Source organism: Anaeromyxobacter sp. Fw109-5 (genome assembly GCF_000017505.1).
Taxonomy (GTDB): Bacteria; Myxococcota; Myxococcia; order Myxococcales; family Anaeromyxobacteraceae; genus Anaeromyxobacter.
Map to the genome: position 1 here is coordinate 4,934,656 of NC_009675.1, position 17,881 is coordinate 4,952,536.

Genomic DNA, 17,881 nt, shown 5'->3' on the forward strand with positions numbered 1-17,881 from the left:
GCGCCCTGGGTGCTGACGGGGAGGGGGACTGCCCCCTCCTCCGCTCGCCCTGAGCCTGTCGAAGGGCGAGCGACCGCGATCCCGGACGGCGCCGTCGCGCTCGACGGCGATCGCGTGGTCGCCGTCGGCCCGCGCGCCGAGCTCGAGGCCCGCTTCGGCCGGGGCCAGCGGCTCGACGCGGTGATCCTCCCCGCGCTGGTGAACGCCCACGTGCACCTCGAGCTCTCGCACATGGCCGGGCGGGTCGCCGGCGGCGAGGGGCTCCCCTCCTGGATCCAGCTCTTCCTCTCCGCGCGCGCCCACGCGAGCCGCGAGCAGCAGGTGCAGGCGATGATCATGTCCGCCGAGGACATGGTCCGCTTCGGCGTCGCGGCGGTGGGCGACGTCTCGAACACGCTCGGCTCGGTGCAGCCGCTCGCCCAGGTCGGGATCGGCGGGACGGTCTACCACGAGGTGTTCGGCGTGACGCCCGCGCGGATCGAGGCGGCCCTCGCCGGCGCCCGGGCGGCGCGCGCCTCCTGCCCGCCCGCGGCGGGGCTGCGCGTCGTGCTGTCGCCGCACGCGGTCTACTCGACCCACGGCCCCACGCTCGCGCAGCTGCTCCGCGCCGGGCCGGCCTCCATCCATCTGGCGGAGGACCCGGCGGAGCGCGCGCTGTGCGCCACCGGGACGGGCGACTTCGCGCGGATGTACACCTCCCTCGGCGCGCCACGCTCGCTCCGCCCGCACGCGCGCTCGCCGGTCGCGTTCGTCGCCGAGCACCTCGCGCCCCATCACCTCGTCGTCCACTGCGTCGACGTGGACGAGGACGACGTGGCGCTCCTCGCCGCCACCGGGGCGACGGTCGTCCTCTGCCCGCGCTCCAACCGCTACATCGTGGGGAAGCTCCCGCCGCTCGCGGCGTTCCTCGAGGCCGGCGTGCCGCTCGCCGTGGGCACCGACTCGCTCGCCTCCTGCCCGTCGCTCTCGCCCCTCTGCGATCTCGCCCTCCTCCGCCGCGAGCTCCCGCAGGTCCCGGCCTCGGACCTCCTGCCGCTCGCCTGGAACGGCCCCGCCGTCGGCGCGCCGCACGTGGGGGCCCTCGCCCCCGGCACGGCCCCGGGCGTCCTCTCCGCGCCGCTCCGCGGCGCGCGCGTGGAGGACCCCTTCGACTTCGTCGTCTCGACGTTCGGCGCCGAGGAGCGCCCCTTCACCTGGCTCGCGCGCCCGCGCGCGGAGGCCCTCGCATGACCGCCCCCACCCCCGCCCGCGCCGCGCCCCGCGCCCCCGGCGGGACCGTCGCCGCCCTCGCGCGGATGGTGAAGCTCAGCCACTCGCTCTTCGCGCTGCCGTTCGTGGCCGCCGCGGTCGTGCTCGTCTCGCGCGACGCGCGGCTCGAGCCGTTCCGGCTCGCGCTCGTCGCCCTGGCGGTCGTCGCGGCGCGCACCGCGGCGATGGCGATGAACCGCCTCGCCGACCGGCCCTTCGACGCGAGGAACCCGCGCACCGCGCGGCGCGAGCTCGTGACGGGCGAGGTCTCCCCCGCGGCCGCGTGGGCGCTCCTCGCCGGGAGCGGCGCCGCCTTCGTCCTCGCGGCGGCGCTGATCGCGCCCATCTGCGGTTGGCTCTCCCTGCCGGTGCTCGCCATCCTGCTCGGCTACTCGTACGCGAAGCGCTTCACCTGGGCCTGCCACCTCTGGCTCGGCGTCGCGCAGGCGCTGGCGCCGATCGGGGTCGCCATCGCCCTCACCGGCACGGCGCCGCTCCCCGCCGTCGTGCTCGGCCTCGGGGTGGGCGCCTGGATCGCCGGCTTCGACGTCTTCTACTCGCTGCAGGACGCGGACTACGACCGCAGCGTCGGGCTCCGCTCCATCCCGGCGCGGTTCGGCGTCGCCGGCGCGATCGCCTGGGCGCGCGGCCTGCACGTGCTCGCCGTCGCGGGCGTGGCCGCGGCGGGCGCGCTCGCCGGGCGCGGGGCGGGGTGGCTCGCGGGGACGGTCGTCCTCGCCGCGGTGGTCGCCGCCGAGCACGTCTACGTGGCGCCGCGCGGCCAGCTCCGGCAGGAGCGCATCAACGTCGCGTTCTTCAACTACAACGCCTTCGCGGCCGTCGCGTTCGCGCTCTGCGCGCTCGCCGATCTCGCCCTCGCGTGACGTCGCCATGACCGCCACCGCGCCCCGCCCGCCCTCGACCTCGCACGCGCTCGCCCGGGTCGACCTCGCGGTCGCCGACGCGGTCGGCGCGCTCATGGAGCTGTGGGGCTTCCGGCGGCAGCTCGGGCGCGTCTGGGCGGTGCTGTTCCTCTCCGAGCGCCCCCTCGCCGCGCCGGAGCTGTGCGATCGGCTGCACATCTCGACGGGCCTCCTCTCGATGAGCCTCGCCGAGCTCCGCCAGTGGGCCGTCGTCCGCAGCGTCCCCGTCGCCGGCGACCGCAAGGAGCACTTCGAGGCGGAGACGAACGTCTGGAGGCTCGTCGCGAACGTGCTGCGCCAGCGCGAGAAGCGCGCCGTCGAGGGCGCGCTCGAGACCTTCGAGCGGGCGTTGCAGGAGCTCCGCGCCGCGATGGGCGACGTGGATCCCGCCGTGAAGGCGGCGGCGCGCTTCAAGAGCCGCCGGCTCGAGCACCTCGCGGACCTCGCGCGCGCCGCGCTCAACCTGCTCAAGCTCCTCATCGACAGCGCGCGCGTGGACGCCGGCCCGCTCAAGGCGATCAGCGAGACGCTCGCGCGCCGCTGAGCGATCGAGGGCTCACGCGCCGTCCGCGGGCGGCGTCGCCTCGCGCGGCCCGGGGTCGGAGGACCCCCTCGCCAGCGGCAGCTCGACGCAGAAGGTGGAGCCCTCGCGCGGGTGGCTCTTCACGCGGATCGCGCCGCCGCCCGCCTCGATGATCTCGCGTGCGATCCAGAGCCCGAGGCCCAGCCCCCCGTAGTGGTGCGCGCTCACCGCCCGCTCGAACGGCTGGAAGATGCGGGCCTGGTCCTCGGGGGCGATCCCGATGCCGCGATCCGCCACCGTGAGCAGGGCGACGTCGTTCCGTCGCGCGAGGCCGAGGGCGATGGGGCGCCCGGCGCCGTACTTCACGGCGTTCGAGAGCAGGTTCGTGATCACCTGCTCGATCCGCAGCCGGTCGCCCAGGGCGGTCACGCCGGGCGCGACGTCCACCTCGATGGCACAGCCGGCGCGGTCGGCCGCCTCGGCGTGACGTGCGGCGACCGACGTGACGCTCTCGGTGAGGTCGAAGCGCCTGCGCTCCAGCGTCAGCTTGCCGGTGGCGATGCGAGAGACGTCGAGCAGCGTCCCCACGAGCACCCCGAGCCGCTCCACGCTCGCCGCGCTCGCGGCCACGCGCTGCGCGATGCCCGGCAGGTCGGCGGCCGCCTCCGTCCTCCGCAGCATGCGGTGCGCCTTCTGGATCTGCAGCAGCGCCGCCGCGACCGGCGTCTTCAGCTCGTGGCTCGCGACCGAGAGGAACACGTCGCGCGCGCGGACCGCCTCCGCCTTGGCGTCCTCCGACTCCTTCTGAGCGTTGATGTCGGTGAGCGTCCCGATCCACTGCCTCAGCCGTCCGTCCACGGCGCGCACGTGGACGGCGCGGACCAGGAACCAGCGGTACCGCCCGTCGCGGCCGAGGAGGCGGAGGGTCCCCTCGCCGCCCGTCCCCCGCTCGCGCATGCGCCGCCACAGCGCCACGGTGGACCGCCGATCATCGCGGTGGAGGAGCCTCCGCCAGCGTCCACCGGCCAGCTCGGCGTCGCTCTTGCCGGTGTAGTCGCGGATCTGGGAGTTCTGGAACTCGGCGCGGCCGCTGCCGTCGGAGGTCCAGACCATCTGCGGGATGGTCTCGAGCAGCGTCCTGAACCACTCCTGCAGCTCGCGGTGCGCCGCCTCCCGCGCCGTGTGCCGCTCGAGGTACCCCTCGCGAAGCTCGGAGGCGACCCAGCAGAGCGCCCCGCCGACCACGAGGAAGATCCCGGCCGCGCCGACCTCGGCGAAGGACGGCCCGAACGCGCCGTACGGCGGGATCAGCGCGTACGTGCAGAGCGCGGCGGAGAGCCCGAGCGCGACGAGCCCCGGCCCGAGCCCGCCGAGATAGGTCGCGAACACGACGGCCGGGACGAAGAGCGCGAACGGCACGTCGACCACGAGCGGGCGCAGGGCGAGCGAGAGGGCGATGGAGGCGAGCGGGAGCGCGACCCCGAGGGCGTGGGCGCGTGCAAGGTCGAGCTGGGGTGGCGGGAAGCGCACGCGCACGGACCGCAGACTACCGCGCTCGCCGGCGCGCGCATCGGCCGGGAGGGGCAGCCCACCACGGGTCGTGCGACGCTCAGGTGGGGTCGAGCACCGCTCGCGCCGCCTCCCGCGCCGCGGCCGCGATCTCCGCCTCGTCGGCGCCGAGCAGGCGTCCCTCGCGCAGCCTGACCTCGCCGTCCACGATCGCCCACGCCGCCGGGGCGCCCGCCCACAGGAGCGCGAGGTCGCCGGCGGGGAGGTCCGGGAGCGGCACCGCAGGGCGCCAGTCGAGCACGACGACGTCCGCGAGCGCGCCCGGCTCCAGCCGGCCGAGCGACTCGCCGAAGAACTCCGACGCGAGCCCGGCCGCGGCCGGCCAGGCGACCCGGCCCACCAGCCCCGCCGCGGCGCTCGCGTCGCGCTGCGCGTGGCGGAGCATCGTCGCCGCGTGGAGCGCCTCGCCCGCGACGTCCGGGAAGAGGCCGTCCGTGCCGAAGGCCATCGAGAGCCCCACGCTCGCGAAGTCGAGGAGCGGAGGGAGCGCCGCGCCGAAGAACATCGCCGAGCGCGGTGCGACCACGAGGGTGCTGCGGGCGTCGGCGAGCAGCACCGCCTCGGCGTGCACCGTCGTCCCGCCGTGCGCGACGATGGTCCGGGGGCCCAGCAGCCCGTGCGCGGAGAGCACCTCGACGGGGCGGCGGCCGAAGCGGGCGAAGGCGTGCGCGAGATCGCTCTCGTCCTCGCCGAGGCAGACCTGCGCGCCCGCCCGCGCCGCGTGCGACGCCGCGGCGGCGAGGGTGTCGTCGTCGGTGTCGTGCAGCCCCGAGACCCCGACGGCGCCGCGCAGGCGCGCGTCGTCCGCGTGCCGCTCCGCGAACGCGGCGGACGCCCGCACCTCCTCGGTGCCGGCCGGCCCGCGCGCTCCGTACGCCAGCACCGCGCGCGGGCCGAGCGCGCAGGCTCCGGCGAGCGCGTCGAGGGCCTCCGGCGCGGAGCCCGGCGCGGCGCGGAGCTGGTCGAACACGCAGGTCACGCCGGCCCGCAGCGCGGCGACCGCCCCCGCCCGGGCGAGGGCCGCGACGCGCTCCGGCGTGGCGCGCCGCTCCATCCGGCCCCGCAGGCCGGCGCGCAGGTCGGAGACGGTCGGCGGCGGCCGCCCGGGGAGCCCCGCCAGCCGCTGCAGCGCGCCGAGCGCGAGGTGGGCGTGCGCGTCGATCCCCCCCGCCACGACCAGCCGGCCGTCGGCGTCGACGTCCCAGTCGCCCGGCCGCCCCTCGACCCGCCGGCCCGGCGGGGCCACCTCCGCGAGGCGCCGCCCCTCGACCACGACGGTGGCGCCGGCGCCCTGGGGCGCGACGATCCCGTTCCGGATGACGATCCGCCCCTGCACGGCTCGGCATCATCCCTCCCGGCGGGCCGCGGCGCAAAGGCGGCGTCCCGCCGCGTCGACCGAGCGCCTTGCCGGGTGCGCCCTGGAGCGGTTAAGAACGTGCCCCCATGCTGTCCCAGGAAGTCCTGAAGAAGCTCGAGGCGATCGAGCAGCGGTTCGAGGAGCTCACCGCGCTCCTCTCGGACCCGTCCGTCGCCTCGAACGGCGACCGGTTCCGCAAGGTTTCCAAGGAGCGCGCGTCGCTCGAGCCCACCGTGGAGGCGCTGCGCGCCTACCGGAAGCTCGTGACGGACATCGGGGACAACGAGGCGCTGCTGGAGGAGAAGGACCCCGATCTGCGCGAGATGGCGAAGGAGGAGCTCGCCCAGCTTCGCCCGCAGGTCGATCCGGCCGAGGAGCAGCTGAAGCTCTACCTCGTGCCCAAGGACCCCGCCGACGAGAAGGACGTGATCCTCGAGATCCGCGCCGGCGCGGGCGGCGACGAGGCGGGGCTGTTCGCGGCGGAGCTGCTCCGCATGTACCTGCGCTACGCGGAGCGGCGCGGGTGGCGAACGGAGGTCGCGGACACCTCCGCCGGCAACCTCGGCGGCGTGAAGGACGTGACCGTCAACATCGCCGGCGACTCGGTCTACTCCTGGCTCAAGTTCGAGTCGGGCGTCCACCGCGTGCAGCGCGTGCCCGCCACCGAGGCGCAGGGGCGCATCCACACGTCCACCGTGACGGTGGCGGTGATGCCGGAGGCCGAGGACATCGACATCCAGGTGAGCCCCGCCGACATCGAGATGGACGTGTTCCGCTCCACCGGCTCGGGCGGCCAGAGCGTGAACACCACCGACTCCGCCGTGCGCCTCACGCACAAGCCGACCGGCATCATCGTCAAGTGCCAGCAGGAGAAGAGCCAGCTCAAGAACCGCAACATGGCGATGCGCATGCTGCGCGCCAAGCTCTACGAGATCGAGCTCGAGCGGCAGCGCAGCGCGCGCGACGCCGCGCGGAAGAGCCAGGTCGGCACCGGCGATCGCTCGGAGAAGATCCGGACCTACAACTTCCCGCAGGACCGGCTCACCGACCACCGCATCAACTACACGCGCCACAACCTTCCGGCGGTGATGGACGGCGACGTCCAGGACGTCATCGACGCGTGCCGGACCTTCTACGCCGCGCAGGCGCTCCGCGAGGCGTCGCGCGGCAACGCCGCCGACGGCGCCGCGGAGCGCCGCGCCTGAGTCGCGCGGCGAGACCGATGACGACGCGTGTACAGGCGAGTGAAGCGAGCCCGCCGGGGCGCCACCGCGTCAGCCGCGAAGCGGCCCGCGGTGGCGCACGGGACCCGGCGAGCAGGGGTGGGGGCGCAGCCTCCGCCAGACGATGACCTGGACGCCGCTCAAGCTGCTCGCCTGGACGCAGGAGTTCTTCGCGAAGAAGGGCGTGGACTCGCCGCGCCTCACGGCCGAGGTGCTCCTCGCCCGCGCCCTCTCCTGCGATCGCGTCCGGCTGTACCTCGACTTCGACAAGCCGCTCGGCGATCCCGAGCTCGCCGTCTACCGCGAGCTCGTCCGCCGCCGCGCCGAGGGCGAGCCCACGGCGTACCTCGTCGGCAAGCGCGAGTTCTACGGCCGGGACTTCGCGGTGGACGCGCGCGTGCTCGTCCCCCGGCCCGAGACGGAGCTGCTCGTCGAGGCCGCGCTGGCGGAGCTGCCGCGCGGCGGTCGCCTGCTCGACCTCTGCACCGGCTCGGGGGCGATCGGGGTGACGGTCGCGCTCGAGCGGCCGGACGCGCGCGTCCTCGCGACCGACGCCTCGGAGGACGCCCTCGCCGTCGCGCGCGAGAACGCCTCCCGCCTCGGGGCCGTGGTCGAGCTCGCCCACGGCGACCTGTGGGCGGCCGTCCACGGCGACGCGCGGTTCGAGGTGATCGCCTCGAATCCTCCCTACGTGCCGGCCGGAGAGCTCGCGGGCCTCGCGCCCGAGGTGCGGCGCGAGCCCTGCATCGCGCTCGACGGGGGGTTCGACGGGCTCGCCGTCCTCCGCCGCATCGTCTCCGGCGCGCCCGGGCGGCTCGTCCCCGGGGGCGCGCTCCTGCTCGAGATGCACGAGCGCCACCTCGACGAGCTGCCGAGGCTCTGCCTGCAAGCTGGCTTCGAGCGGGCGGAGGCGCGGCGTGATCTCGCCGGGCTGCCCCGTCTGGTGGTGGCCCACATGGCGGGCGGACCCCGCCCGGCGTAGAATCCGCCCGCCTCGACGCCCGATCCTCGTGCGACGGGCCCGCGCCGTCACGCGCGGTGCAACACCCGCGGCGCACGCGCCCGCGGGCCTGGAGTGGAATGGACAAGATCGTCATCGACGGAGGCGTCCCGCTGCGGGGCAGCGTCGCGACCTCCGGCGCGAAGAACGCGGCCCTCCCCATCATCGCCGGCGCCCTCCTCGCCGAGGGCGACCACCTCGTGCGGAACGTCCCGGATCTCGCGGACGTCCGCACCCTCGGGCGGCTGCTCGTCCACATGGGCTGCCAGGCGGAGCGCAACGCCGGCGAGAAAGGCGCCCTCTGGATCAGGGTCCCCGCCGCGGTGCAGCCCGAGGCGCCCTACGAGCTCGTGAAGACGATGCGCGCCTCGGTGGTGGTGCTGGGCCCGCTCGTCGCGCGCTGGGGCAAGGCGCGCGTCTCGCTCCCCGGCGGCTGCGCCATCGGCGCGCGGCCGATCGACCAGCACCTCAAGGGCCTCTCGGCGCTCGGCGCGGAGATCAGGCTCGAGCACGGCTACGTCGAGGCCACGGCGCCGCGCGGGCGGCTCCGTGGCGCCACCTTCACCTTCGACGCGCAGACGGTGACGGGCACCGAGAACGTGATGATGGCGGCGGCCCTCGCCGAGGGCGAGACGCTGCTGCGCAACTGCGCGCGCGAGCCGGAGATCGTGGACCTGGCGGCGGCGCTCGTGCGCATGGGGGCGCGCATCTCGGGCGCCGGCGCGGACGAGATCCGGATCGAGGGCGTGGAGACGCTGCGGCCGCTCGACCACGTGGTCATCGCCGACCGCATCGAGGCGGGCACGTTCCTCGCCGCGGGCGCGCTCCCCGGCAACGACGTGACGGTCCAGGGCTGCGTCCTGGAGCACGTCGAGGCGCTCGTCGAGAAGCTGCGCGCCGCCGGCGCGGAGGTGCTGCCGGTGGACGGCGGGCTGCGCGTGGTCGGCGACGGCCGGCCGCGCCCGGTGGACGTCCGCACCGCGCCCCACCCCGGCTTCCCGACCGACATGCAGGCGCAGATGATGGCGCTCCTCTGCCTCGCCGACGGCTCGTCGAAGATCACGGAGACCGTCTTCGAGAACCGCTTCATGCACGTGCAGGAGCTGCAGCGGCTCGGCGCCGAGATCGCCGTCGACGGGAAGACCGCCGTGGTGAAGGGCGTCCCCGAGCTCTCCGGCGCCCCGGTGATGGCCTCGGACCTGCGCGCCTCGGCGGCGCTCGTCCTCGCGGGCCTCGCGGCGCAGGGGACGACGGAGGTCCATCGCGTGTACCATCTCGATCGCGGCTACGAGCGGATCGAGGAGAAGCTCGCGCCCCTGGGCGCGCGCATCCGGCGGGAGAAGGCGTGAACGGCGAGATCATCACGGTCGCGGTCCCGAAGGGCCGCCTGCTCGAGGAGTCGTCGGCGCTGTTCGAGCGCGCCCTCGGCGTCTCCCCGAAGCGGCTGCTCGACGGCACGCGCAAGCTCGCCGCCGACGCCCCCGAGGCGGGCCTGCGCTTCATCTCGATCCGCGCCGCCGACGTGGCGAGCTACGTCGAGCACGGCGCCGCCGCGGTGGGGATCGTCGGCCTCGACATCCTCCGGGAGGAGCCGCGCGACCTCTACGAGCCGCTCGACCTCGGGATCGGGCGCTGCCAGGTGATCGTCGCCCGCCACAAGCAGGCGAAGCCCCTACCCCGCGGGGTGGCGCCGCGCGTGGCGACCAAGTACCTCTCGCTGGCCGCCCACCACTTCGCTCGGAAGGGCATCCCGGCCGAGATCATCCCGCTCCACGGCTCCATCGAGGTGGCGCCCTCGCTCGGGCTCGCCGACGCCATCGTGGACATCACCGAGACGGGAGAGACGCTCCGCGCCAACGGGCTCGTGATCGAGGAGCTCGTCCTGGACGTCTCGGCTCGCCTGGTGGTCAACCGGGTCGCCCTGAAGCTGCACGCGGAGCGGCTCCGCCGCCTGATCGAGGCCCTTCGGCGGGTCTGTGCCGAGACCGCGACGCCGAAAGTCCGTTGAAACGTCGGATGGCTTCTGCCTAGTATCCCGGGAAGTCCCTGGATAGACCCGGCGTTTCGCTTGGATCCCCTTCCCTGAAACACGTGCCTCACGGTCCCGAGGAGGACCCGTTTCCGTCATGGATTGCCCGCGGTGCAGCGTCGAGATGACCGAGATCGCCCAAGAGGACAGCGCCCTCCAGCGTTGCGGTGAATGCGGAGGCATCTGGGTGGTCGACGTCGCAGACCTGAACAAGATGCTGCTGCACGCGAACCTGCCCGCGCTCTCGGCGCTCGGCGGTTACGTGAACACCGACGAGATCGCCGGCATGTGCCCGGCGTGCAACGTCGACCTCGTGGTGGTCGAGGGCGGTGAGCGGAAGTCGGTCGCCTACGACACCTGCGAGTCGTGCGGCGGGGTGTGGGTGGAGGGCGAAGAGGACGAGCCCGCCCCGGAGCTCGGCTGGCGGGACGCCGAGAAGCAGATCGTCGGCTTCTTCAGGCGCTTCGCGAAGAAGAAGTAGGCCGCTCACCACATCCGATCGTCGCGCCACGGGTACCCGGTGTTGGAGTAGCCGCGGATCTCCCAGTAGCCGCGCTGGTCGTGCGTCATGAGCTCCAGGCGCGAGACCCACTTCGCGCCCTTCCAGGCGTAGAGCTGCGGCGTCACCACGCGCACCGGGCCGCCGTGCGCCCGCGCGAGCGGCGCGCCCTCGACGGCGTGGACGAGGAGCACGTCGGGCTTGAGCGCCTCCTCGAGCGGCAGGTTGGTCGAGTAGCCGTCCGACGCGTGCGCCATGAGGTGCGTAGACTCCGCGAGCGGCCGCGCGAGCGCGAGCACGGTCTCGAGCCGGACGCCGCGGAAGGCGAGGTCGAGGATGGACCAGCCCGTCACGCAGTGGAAGTCCGCCTCGACGGCCTCCTGCGGCAGCTCCATCAGCTCGGCGAAGGAGAGCGTGAGCGGCGCCTCGCAAGCCCCGTCCACCACGAGGCGCCAGCGCTCGGGCGCGATGTCCGGCGTCTCGCCGAGATCGAGCACCGGCCACTCCGCCTTCTCGAAGACGTTCTGGCCCGGCGGCTCCTTCGGCATGCCGTGCCGGTTGCGCGGTCCGTCCCCCTGCGGCGCCGCGTCGGAGAGCGAGGGCGTCGCGCGCATCCTCTCCCCGAAGCGCGCCCGCAGCTCGGCCACGCCCTCCTCGATCCTGCGTCGGATGTCGTCGTTCACGGGAGCCGTTCTAGCCGTTCCGGCCCCGCTCCGCCTCCCGCGCGAGCCGGCCCGACCCGCTCGGCTCGCCCCCGGCCGAACTCCTTGACTCGCGGGCTCCTTCGCGGCAAAAACTGGTTCGCGACGCGGGAATAGCTCAGTTGGTAGAGCATCAGCTTCCCAAGCTGAGGGTCGCCGGTTCGAACCCGGTTTCCCGCTCCAGTCTCCAGGCCGGAACTTCCTGAGCTTTCGCTCGCGGGGTTCCGGCCTTTCTCTTTCCGGCGGTGGGGTCGGGTAGCAACCGGGTAGCAAACCCGCGGGCCTCGGAGTCCGTTCGCCCTGAGCGTAGCGCCCGCGCAGCGGGCGCGGAGTCGAAGGGCGGCACCGTCTCCAGCACAGCCGCCCCGAACGAGAGCCGGTCGACCTCCGCCCGCAGGTACTCTGGTGCCAGGTGCGCGTAGACCTCGGTCGTGAGCTTCGGGTCGCTGTGGCGGAGGATCCGCTGCACCGCCGCGAGGTCCGCGCCCGACATGATGAGCAGGCTTCCGGTCGTGTGGCGCAGGTCGTGGAACCGGATCGGCCGGACCACCGGCTTCACCCAGAGCTTCCGGCCATCGGCCGGGCACCGGCGCAGGTCCTGGTCCGCCGTGGCCTCGACATGACCGCAGCCCTTTCGCCGGCAGACGTGCCGGTAGCCTTCGACGACGCCGGCGCGCCCGAGCGCGCGCCGGAGCGTGTGCTCCAGGTTCACGTCCCGCCGCATCATCGAGCCGTCCAGCTTCGGGAACACGAGCTCGGACGGCGACGCCGTGAGGGCGACCTCCAGGAACGGCACGAGCTCGGTCGCGATCGGGATGCCATCCTGGTGACCGCCCTTCGTCGTCGCCCGATCGTGCGAGCGCGCGACCGTCAAGACCTGGCGCCCGAGGTCCACGTCAGACTTGCGGAGCGCGAGCAGCTCGCCCTTCCGCAGACCCGTGTAGATCGCCGCCGCGAACAACGGACGCCAGCACGGGTCGAGCGCCCGCAGCAGCAGCGGGACCTCGTGGACGCGCAGGAAGTCCGGCTTCCGCCTCGGCACCTTCCGCTTGCGCACGTCGAGGACGGGGTTCGGCCCCGGGTACCGCCCCGCGCGCCGAGCCGCGTTGAACGCGCGGCTCAGGTACCCGCGGAGATGGTTCACCATCTGCGGCGACACCTCGCCCGTCTTCGCCTGCAGGAACGCCTCGACGCGCCCCGCGGTCACCGCGGTGAGCGGCAGCGATGCGAGCTCCGACGCGAGGAAGTGGACGCGGATCGCGCTCTCGTTCGTCGCGTGAGAGGCGAGCGGCTTCGAGTACGTGTCGAGCCACCACTGGAGCAGCTCGGCGAGGGGCCCGCCGCCGTCCTCGGGGAGCCCGACCTCGACGCCGAGCCGGACCCGCTCGGCGCGCCGCTCGAGTTGCCCCTGGAGCTGCCGCGCCTCGGTCTTGGTGCGCGCGGCGCAGGCCTTCGCGCGCCAGCGCCCCGCCTCGTCCTTCCACCGCAGGTACCACGTGCCGCGCTTCAGGTACGGAGCCGCCATGCTGCACCCGCCTTGCTGCCCGGCGCGTCAGCGCCGGTGATCCACCTTCGGCCCGCCGCCGGACCCGAGCGCGAACGCCCGTACCCGCTCCGGAACGAACCGCACGAGCCCACCGACCTTGAGATACGGGAGCAGCCCGGCCTCCGCCTTCTGGTAGACCCACGAGCGGCTGACCTTGAGGTAGCGCGCGACGTCGCGCGCGTCCCAGAGCGTCTCGATCCCATCCGGCCCGTGGTCCATGCCGCTCACCTCTTCGTCTGCTTCGCGTCGAACGCGGGCCCCTTCTCCCGGACGGCGATGCTGCGCTCGTAGAGCAGGTGCAGGAGGTAGTCGGCCGGGTCGAGTCCGAGCGCCTCGCGGTCCTGGTCGAGCAACCGCGCCGCCGGCGGCGGCAGGCCGAAGTGGTTGCGGAGCCCTTCGAGCACGCGCGTCACGTAGCCCGTGAGGTCGCTCCCGCGTCTCGTCGCCTCGCCCTTCAAGAACATGACGAGGTCCCGGGACATCCGGAACGTCTGCATCAGCTTCTCGGCGGACGGGAGCGCTGCGTCGGGCGGCTTCTTCGCCATGCTCGTTGGCCTCTGTACTAGCGTTGTATGTACGTTATCTATACAGCGCGATTCGTCGCGTTTCAATGGAGCGCCCCAACGGTGATCCGTCGCAACGCGCGAGAGGCGCTGCGTCCGCCGGTGAGCGATGATGCTCGTCGATGCGCGCCTACCTCGTCCGCGTCGGCATCGACCAGGCGTTCGGCGGCTGGAACGCGCCGGTGGACCCGGGCACGAACGAGTTCGTCTACGTGCCCATCCCGGAGGGCTCGCCGCAGCGCCCCCGGCTCGAGACGCCGTACGAGCTGGTCCGTCCGGCGCTGGCGCGCTTCGCGGACCGTCACCGCGACGCACCGCTCCGAGCCATCCAGCTCCCCGCCGAGCTTGCGCGGGCGGACATGCACCTCGACCCCGACTTCGAGGCGCTCACGTACGGCGACACCGAGCGGAGGGGCCGCGGCCTCGCCGACCTCGAAGCCGGCGATCTCCTCGTCTTCTACGCAGGCCTCCGGCCGGTCAGCCCGTGCGCGCACACGCTCCTCTACGCGCTCATCGGCCTGTACCGCGTCCGCGACGTGGCGCGCCTCGACGCCGTCCCTCAGGCTCGGTGGCCAGAGAACGCGCACACCCGCCGAGCGGACCCGCGCGCCAGCGACGTCATCGTGCGCGCCGACCGGCGTGCCAGCGGGAGGCTGCGGAGGTGCCTGCCCGTCGGCGAGTTCCGCGACCGTGCCTACCGCGTCACCCGGGAGCTCCTCGAGGTGTGGGGCGGGCTCTCGTGCCGCGACGGCTACCTCCAGCGCAGCGCGGTCCCCCCACGGCTTCTCGACCCCGCCCGCTTCCTGGCGTGGTTCGAACGCGCCGCGCCCGAGCTCGTCAGCTCGAACAACCCTTGACCGGCTTCGCCGCCGGCGACGGGCGGCAGCTCCCGCCCTTCCGGATCGCGGGCCCCCGCGTCCCGGCTTGCGGAGCACCCGGCGCGGCGACGCCCTCGCCTTGGTTCCCGCGTGACGGTGGTGCGTCCTTCGCGAGCGCGAGCATCGCGTCGATCTCCTTCTGCTCCTCCCTGCTGACGTCGTTCATCACGAGCCGGACATTGTTCGCGTACATCCTGTCGGCCAGCTTGGGCGCGAGGTCGAGGAACCCCGGAGCGTCGACGCCGAACTGGAGGAAGTGATCGAACGTAACGAGCGGCCCGCGCTTGCCGACCTCCGCCTTGTGCGGCCCGATGCCGATCCAGTTCACCTTCCCGGCGATGCCCCACCCCTCCGGCTCCTCGCCGATCCCGCCCACGCCGATGACCGCTTCGTACCCGTACCCGCGCACCTGGCCCATGCAGTCATGGATGCCGAAGCGCCCCTCCGCATCCGGATCCCCGTTGTGCGTTCGCTTGTAGACGAGCGTCCTCACGGTGTCCCCCTCGCCGATCTGCCCGACCCCCTCCACCCTCAAACTCAACCCTTCCCCTGATCCCTACACCCATTTGCTCCATTTTGAACCACGTGGTTCAAGAGTTGCCCGGCCCCGCCGCGCTTCATCACTTGAGATCCAAGGACGCCAGCAGCCCGACCCCCCGATCCTGTGGTTGGGAGCGGGGGGTCGGGCTGATGGCGCGCCTCACGCCGCGGTGAACGCCGCTCCGGGCGGCGGGGCCGGGGCGCCGCGATCTCGCGCAGTTACGACGCCAATCCTGATCCCAACCCTGTTACCAATCCCGCTCCCAATCCTGTGGGCGCCGGGGCACAGGGGTCAGGAACACCCCTTCCAAGCATTTTGGACCACGTGGTCCAACGCGACGACCTTCGGGCCGCGCTCGGCGACGCCCGCGCTGTACCCGTTTGCTCCATTTTGAACCACGTGGTTCAAGATAGCGCATCGGGCTATGGGGTGGTCAGCCCGCGATCACCTCCGCCGGAACAACAGAATGTCGTTCCTTGTGATCGCGTGGTGCGCGTTCAACCGTGCCTCCTTCGTCACCGTGATCGGCACGCACGCATCGAGAGTCCACCCGAGCCGATCTCCCATCTCTTGAATAGCCTTCGAGCTCTGGATTGTGACTTCACCGGCGCCGGTATGCGTCACGTTGTCACCGATCACAATCGCTATGGCTCCCCCCGGGCGCACGGCACGGTCCAGGTTCGAAAGAGTCCGCCACATCGACGTGAAGTACCGGATGAGCAAGGACGCCATGTTCTTTCGACGGAACCCGACATCCGCGCCCGAATTCTGCCGGTGGATCTTCTTTGCGATCGCACATGCCGTCCGGGACCCGATCGTCGCATCGAGGCCGTCGATGGCCGCCTCGAGTGCCGCTCGGTCTCGCTGCCGAATCTCGCGTGATCCCGTTAGCTGCATCTCTAGCGAGCTGCGCAGGTTGCTGGGAATATCGAGCAGTGACAGCAAGCTCAGCCGATCTGTGTCGATATACGGAAGGGCCGTCGCATAGGGGGGACTCGTCACCACGGCGTCATACGCCTCGGCGCCGACCCGCAAGTCCGCGCCCTCGGTACCTGAGTCCCGCGACACGACGTGTGCGGGCGGGAACAGGTTTGGGGCCGCTGCCGCCTGTTCTCCGAAATGACGACACCGATCGCGAAAGCGGACCACCCTGGCGCGCAGGAGCATCTCGACTGGCGCATCGGCGAGCGGCTCCTTCCGGCGCCTCACGCGCAGATCGGCCGGCTCCTGGTGAGACACCTCTCGAATCAGACTGCTGAGCAACACCTTCAGCAGAAGCTGCGCCGTCTCGTTCGGCACCTCTTCGACCTGCCTCCTAACTTTGCCTAGACGACGCGCGACCGGACGCGGGAACCAACTCAGGACCTCCTCGCGCGTCGCGGCGGGAAACACCTCAAGGTCCGTGTCCGTCGCGGGCGCTCCGAGCTGCTCCAAGAACGACCGCAGTGCGCGGTCGAGCAGCAGTGCGTTCTCCGTCGCGACCGCAGTTTTGGCGCGCGAGATGAGGACTGCGAGTGGATTTAGGTCGAATCCGACTGCGCGGTGGCCGCTGAGCTGGGCCTCGAGGAGCACCGTCCCACTGCCGCAGAAGGGATCGAGGATTCGGCAACCCGGCTGTGAGACGGAGAGGTTCAGGAGCGTCTTCGCGAGCTGCGGGTAGAACTTTCCCTTGTAGTCGTGAATCCCATGGGTCACGTACTTCGGGTCTCGCCGCGCCGCTGCCCCGTTCTCGAGGCGAGCCTGCCACGTCTGCCAACCGGTGCACGCAGCCCCGACCGTGAGCTCAGAGGTAAGGGCGAGGCGGCGAGCTCGGTCAACGCGGTAGCAGTCCAACGTCGCCGTCAGTTTGCCCTCGGCCGCCGAAACGGGCGCGACGCCGACCACCCTTTCAACTTCCCGGAGCCTGAGCTCATGCTCGTACGGCCACAACCGGTACTTCGGCAACTCGAACGTCACCTTCAAGCTGCGCGGCGGCTTCCTGAAAATGACGATATGCTCGGCGCCCAACCGGCGGGCGGCCGGAACGAAGGAGCGGCGAGTTGCGTGAATCTTCCGCTCGACTGCTCCAAGCCACTCCAGTCCGACTTGAGTGCCGATCTCACCGAGCCGGGCGGCCGAATCAACTTCCTTGCCATCGAAGACCGCTCCGCCGATTACCATGGCACAGTACCTGCCAGGCCGGAGACGCCGCGCAATCCCGGCGAGACATCCGAGCATTTCGTCGGCGTACAGATCGAACCCGCGCTTCTCACGCTGATGGCGAAGATGCGAGCCAATCTCTGCTGATCCCAGTACGCGCGGGTCGAACCCGAGCCAGAAAAGCCTGAACCGATGGTACAGGTGATAGTCCGTGGCGTTCGCGTAAGGCGGCGACGTGACGATGAGGTCGACCGACTCCGGCTCAGGAGCGTCCGGCGACGTGTCAAGTTGCCTTAGGTCGAGAGTCGCGACGCGAGCGCGGCGGTAGCCGAGAAGTCGCTCGAGGGGCTCGTGCTCTACGAGAATCCGCTCAAGGGCGGTCGCGAACAACCGCAGGACGTCTCCGGGGCGATGCCCTTTGTCACGCCGCGTGTAGCGCGTTTCGGAATCCTGATTCGACACCGCTACAACGATCGAGGACAGAGCGACCTCAGACACCAGCCGAGCGTCGTCATCCGCGATCGCGCTCGCGAGCTGCCGCACGTACGCGAGTTCGCGTGTAGCCTGCGCGGTGAACCACTGTTCATAGTTCGGGATGTCCGGCACAAAGCCCTTCGCTGCCCCCCATGCACGCTCAAGGAAGCCTTCGAGGCCGCGGTCGAGCGCGAGGGCGGCAACGCGCTGCCCGAGCGCCCTCAGCACGTCGCGCTGCTCAGGTCCAAGCGCGGTACACTTCGCGCGTGCGATGTGGCCGGCCAAGGGGTTTGCGTCGGTAGAGAGTGCCTGACGTCCCAGCAGAAGCGCCTCTAGCGCTGTCGTCCCGCTCCCGCCAAACGGGTCCCACACGAGCTCACCGGGAAGCGATAGCGCAGCAATGAGGTTGGCCGGGATCTGTGGAATGAACTTCGCGGGATACGGATGCAGATCGTGGCCGAGGTAGCCGGTCTCGTCGTGCGTGAACGCCCAATCGATCGCGCCGAGCGCCTGCATCACGTCCGCGGGATTCGACAGGTCCTCGAGGCGCGAGAGCTGTGGCAGCCGCGGCTGCGAGTACACCGGTTCGGCGACGAACAGGTTGAAATCCGCGTTCCTGGCTGGGCGTGAGCGAGCGGGCATTCTGGGAAGGTGCATACCAGCCCAGA

General features: G+C 72.3%; 17 protein-coding genes and 1 tRNA gene. 10 read left to right on the plus strand and 8 right to left on the minus strand.

Features of this window, described 5'->3' with window-relative positions; genetic code table 11:
- The first annotated feature begins 114 nt into the window (after positions 1 to 114).
- Genes ANAE109_RS21600 through ANAE109_RS21610 form a run of 3 tightly spaced genes read left to right on the plus strand, consistent with a single transcriptional unit; the run spans position 115 to position 2,715 of the window.
- Positions 115 to 1,230 carry an amidohydrolase family protein gene (locus tag ANAE109_RS21600; protein ID WP_234945206.1) on the plus strand — a complete coding sequence of 372 codons (1,116 nt, stop codon included), beginning with the start codon at positions 115 to 117 and terminating at the stop codon, positions 1,228 to 1,230.
- The gene (locus ANAE109_RS21605; RefSeq protein WP_012099030.1) at positions 1,227 to 2,132 is read left to right on the plus strand and encodes a 4-hydroxybenzoate octaprenyltransferase; all 906 of its coding nucleotides are present in this window, start codon (positions 1,227 to 1,229) and stop codon (positions 2,130 to 2,132) included. Before ANAE109_RS21600 ends, ANAE109_RS21605 begins: the two co-directional genes overlap by 4 nt.
- Before the next feature lie 7 nt (positions 2,133 to 2,139).
- Positions 2,140 to 2,715, plus strand: coding sequence for a GbsR/MarR family transcriptional regulator (locus tag ANAE109_RS21610; RefSeq protein ID WP_012099031.1), 576 nt, complete (start codon positions 2,140 to 2,142; stop codon positions 2,713 to 2,715).
- A 12-nt stretch (positions 2,716 to 2,727) separates the two neighbouring features.
- On the opposite strand, the gene ANAE109_RS21615 is transcribed toward ANAE109_RS21610, so the two are convergent.
- A complete protein-coding gene (locus tag ANAE109_RS21615) occupies positions 2,728 to 4,230 on the minus strand; it encodes an ATP-binding protein (RefSeq protein ID WP_234945207.1) in 1,503 nt (500 codons plus the stop codon).
- Between the two features lie 73 nt (positions 4,231 to 4,303).
- On the minus strand, positions 4,304 to 5,599 hold the full coding sequence (locus ANAE109_RS21620; protein WP_041448609.1) for an amidohydrolase family protein: 1,296 nt from the start codon (positions 5,597 to 5,599) through the stop codon (positions 4,304 to 4,306).
- A 107-nt stretch (positions 5,600 to 5,706) separates the two neighbouring features.
- On the opposite strand from ANAE109_RS21620, the gene prfA reads away from it, so the two are divergent.
- The 5 genes from prfA (at position 5,707) to ANAE109_RS21645 (ending at position 10,353) form a co-directional block, all read left to right on the plus strand.
- Positions 5,707 to 6,825: a peptide chain release factor 1 gene (gene prfA / locus ANAE109_RS21625; RefSeq protein ID WP_012099034.1), complete on the plus strand. Its 1,119-nt coding sequence runs from the start codon at positions 5,707 to 5,709 to the stop codon at positions 6,823 to 6,825.
- 142 nt (positions 6,826 to 6,967) lie between these two features.
- On the plus strand, positions 6,968 to 7,825 hold the full coding sequence (prmC, locus tag ANAE109_RS21630) for a peptide chain release factor N(5)-glutamine methyltransferase (protein WP_012099035.1): 858 nt from the start codon (positions 6,968 to 6,970) through the stop codon (positions 7,823 to 7,825).
- A gap of 98 nt (positions 7,826 to 7,923) precedes the next feature.
- Positions 7,924 to 9,192, plus strand: a complete 1,269-nt coding sequence (gene murA, locus ANAE109_RS21635; RefSeq protein ID WP_012099036.1) for a UDP-N-acetylglucosamine 1-carboxyvinyltransferase — start codon at positions 7,924 to 7,926, stop codon at positions 9,190 to 9,192.
- On the plus strand, positions 9,189 to 9,851 hold the full coding sequence (gene hisG, locus ANAE109_RS21640; protein ID WP_012099037.1) for an ATP phosphoribosyltransferase: 663 nt from the start codon (positions 9,189 to 9,191) through the stop codon (positions 9,849 to 9,851). The genes murA and hisG overlap by 4 nt, the downstream gene beginning before the upstream one ends.
- A gap of 118 nt (positions 9,852 to 9,969) precedes the next feature.
- On the plus strand, positions 9,970 to 10,353 hold the full coding sequence (locus ANAE109_RS21645) for a zf-TFIIB domain-containing protein (protein WP_012099038.1): 384 nt from the start codon (positions 9,970 to 9,972) through the stop codon (positions 10,351 to 10,353).
- Between the two features lie 5 nt (positions 10,354 to 10,358).
- Here the strand turns inward: ANAE109_RS21645 and ANAE109_RS21650 are convergent, their stop codons facing one another.
- A complete protein-coding gene (locus ANAE109_RS21650; protein ID WP_012099039.1) occupies positions 10,359 to 11,054 on the minus strand; it encodes a molybdopterin-dependent oxidoreductase in 696 nt (231 codons plus the stop codon).
- Positions 11,055 to 11,179: 125 nt separating this feature from the next.
- On the opposite strand from ANAE109_RS21650, the gene ANAE109_RS21655 reads away from it, so the two are divergent.
- Positions 11,180 to 11,255: transfer RNA gene (locus ANAE109_RS21655), tRNA-Gly, on the plus strand.
- Here the strand turns inward: ANAE109_RS21655 and ANAE109_RS26240 are convergent.
- Genes ANAE109_RS26240 through ANAE109_RS21665 form a run of 3 tightly spaced genes read right to left on the minus strand, consistent with a single transcriptional unit; the run spans position 11,206 to position 13,163 of the window.
- Positions 11,206 to 12,597 (minus strand): site-specific integrase, encoded by a 1,392-nt coding sequence (locus ANAE109_RS26240; RefSeq protein ID WP_012099040.1) that lies wholly within the window; start codon positions 12,595 to 12,597, stop codon positions 11,206 to 11,208. The genes ANAE109_RS21655 and ANAE109_RS26240 overlap by 50 nt on opposite strands.
- Before the next feature lie 27 nt (positions 12,598 to 12,624).
- On the minus strand, positions 12,625 to 12,837 hold the full coding sequence (locus ANAE109_RS21660; protein WP_041448610.1) for a helix-turn-helix domain-containing protein: 213 nt from the start codon (positions 12,835 to 12,837) through the stop codon (positions 12,625 to 12,627).
- A 5-nt stretch (positions 12,838 to 12,842) separates the two neighbouring features.
- Positions 12,843 to 13,163, minus strand: a complete 321-nt coding sequence (locus ANAE109_RS21665) for a hypothetical protein (protein WP_012099041.1) — start codon at positions 13,161 to 13,163, stop codon at positions 12,843 to 12,845.
- 140 nt (positions 13,164 to 13,303) lie between these two features.
- Here ANAE109_RS21665 and ANAE109_RS23810 point away from each other — a divergent pair, with 140 nt between their 5' ends.
- Positions 13,304 to 14,038, plus strand: coding sequence for a hypothetical protein (locus tag ANAE109_RS23810; protein WP_012099042.1), 735 nt, complete (start codon positions 13,304 to 13,306; stop codon positions 14,036 to 14,038).
- Here the strand turns inward: ANAE109_RS23810 and ANAE109_RS21675 are convergent.
- Positions 14,019 to 14,552 (minus strand): hypothetical protein, encoded by a 534-nt coding sequence (locus tag ANAE109_RS21675; RefSeq protein ID WP_143828040.1) that lies wholly within the window; start codon positions 14,550 to 14,552, stop codon positions 14,019 to 14,021. The genes ANAE109_RS23810 and ANAE109_RS21675 overlap by 20 nt on opposite strands.
- 492 nt (positions 14,553 to 15,044) lie before the next feature.
- Complete coding sequence (locus ANAE109_RS21680; RefSeq protein ID WP_158305925.1) at positions 15,045 to 17,855, minus strand: DNA methyltransferase; 2,811 nt, start codon at positions 17,853 to 17,855, stop codon at positions 15,045 to 15,047.
- Positions 17,856 to 17,881: the final 26 nt, after the last annotated feature.

Coding starts and splice junctions, on each gene's coding strand:
- ANAE109_RS21605 (WP_012099030.1), top strand. CDS start 1,227: ATGACCGCCCCCACCCCCGCCCGCGCCGCGCCCCGCGCCCCCGGCGGG.
- ANAE109_RS21610 (WP_012099031.1), top strand. CDS start 2,140: ATGACCGCCACCGCGCCCCGCCCGCCCTCGACCTCGCACGCGCTCGCC.
- prfA (WP_012099034.1), top strand. CDS start 5,707: ATGCTGTCCCAGGAAGTCCTGAAGAAGCTCGAGGCGATCGAGCAGCGG.
- prmC (WP_012099035.1), top strand. CDS start 6,968: ATGACCTGGACGCCGCTCAAGCTGCTCGCCTGGACGCAGGAGTTCTTC.
- murA (WP_012099036.1), top strand. CDS start 7,924: ATGGACAAGATCGTCATCGACGGAGGCGTCCCGCTGCGGGGCAGCGTC.
- ANAE109_RS21645 (WP_012099038.1), top strand. CDS start 9,970: ATGGATTGCCCGCGGTGCAGCGTCGAGATGACCGAGATCGCCCAAGAG.
- ANAE109_RS26240 (WP_012099040.1), bottom strand. CDS start 12,597: ATGGCGGCTCCGTACCTGAAGCGCGGCACGTGGTACCTGCGGTGGAAG.
- ANAE109_RS21660 (WP_041448610.1), bottom strand. CDS start 12,837: ATGGACCACGGGCCGGATGGGATCGAGACGCTCTGGGACGCGCGCGAC.
- ANAE109_RS21665 (WP_012099041.1), bottom strand. CDS start 13,163: ATGGCGAAGAAGCCGCCCGACGCAGCGCTCCCGTCCGCCGAGAAGCTG.
- ANAE109_RS23810 (WP_012099042.1), top strand. CDS start 13,304: ATGCGCGCCTACCTCGTCCGCGTCGGCATCGACCAGGCGTTCGGCGGC.
- ANAE109_RS21680 (WP_158305925.1), bottom strand. CDS start 17,855: ATGCCCGCTCGCTCACGCCCAGCCAGGAACGCGGATTTCAACCTGTTC.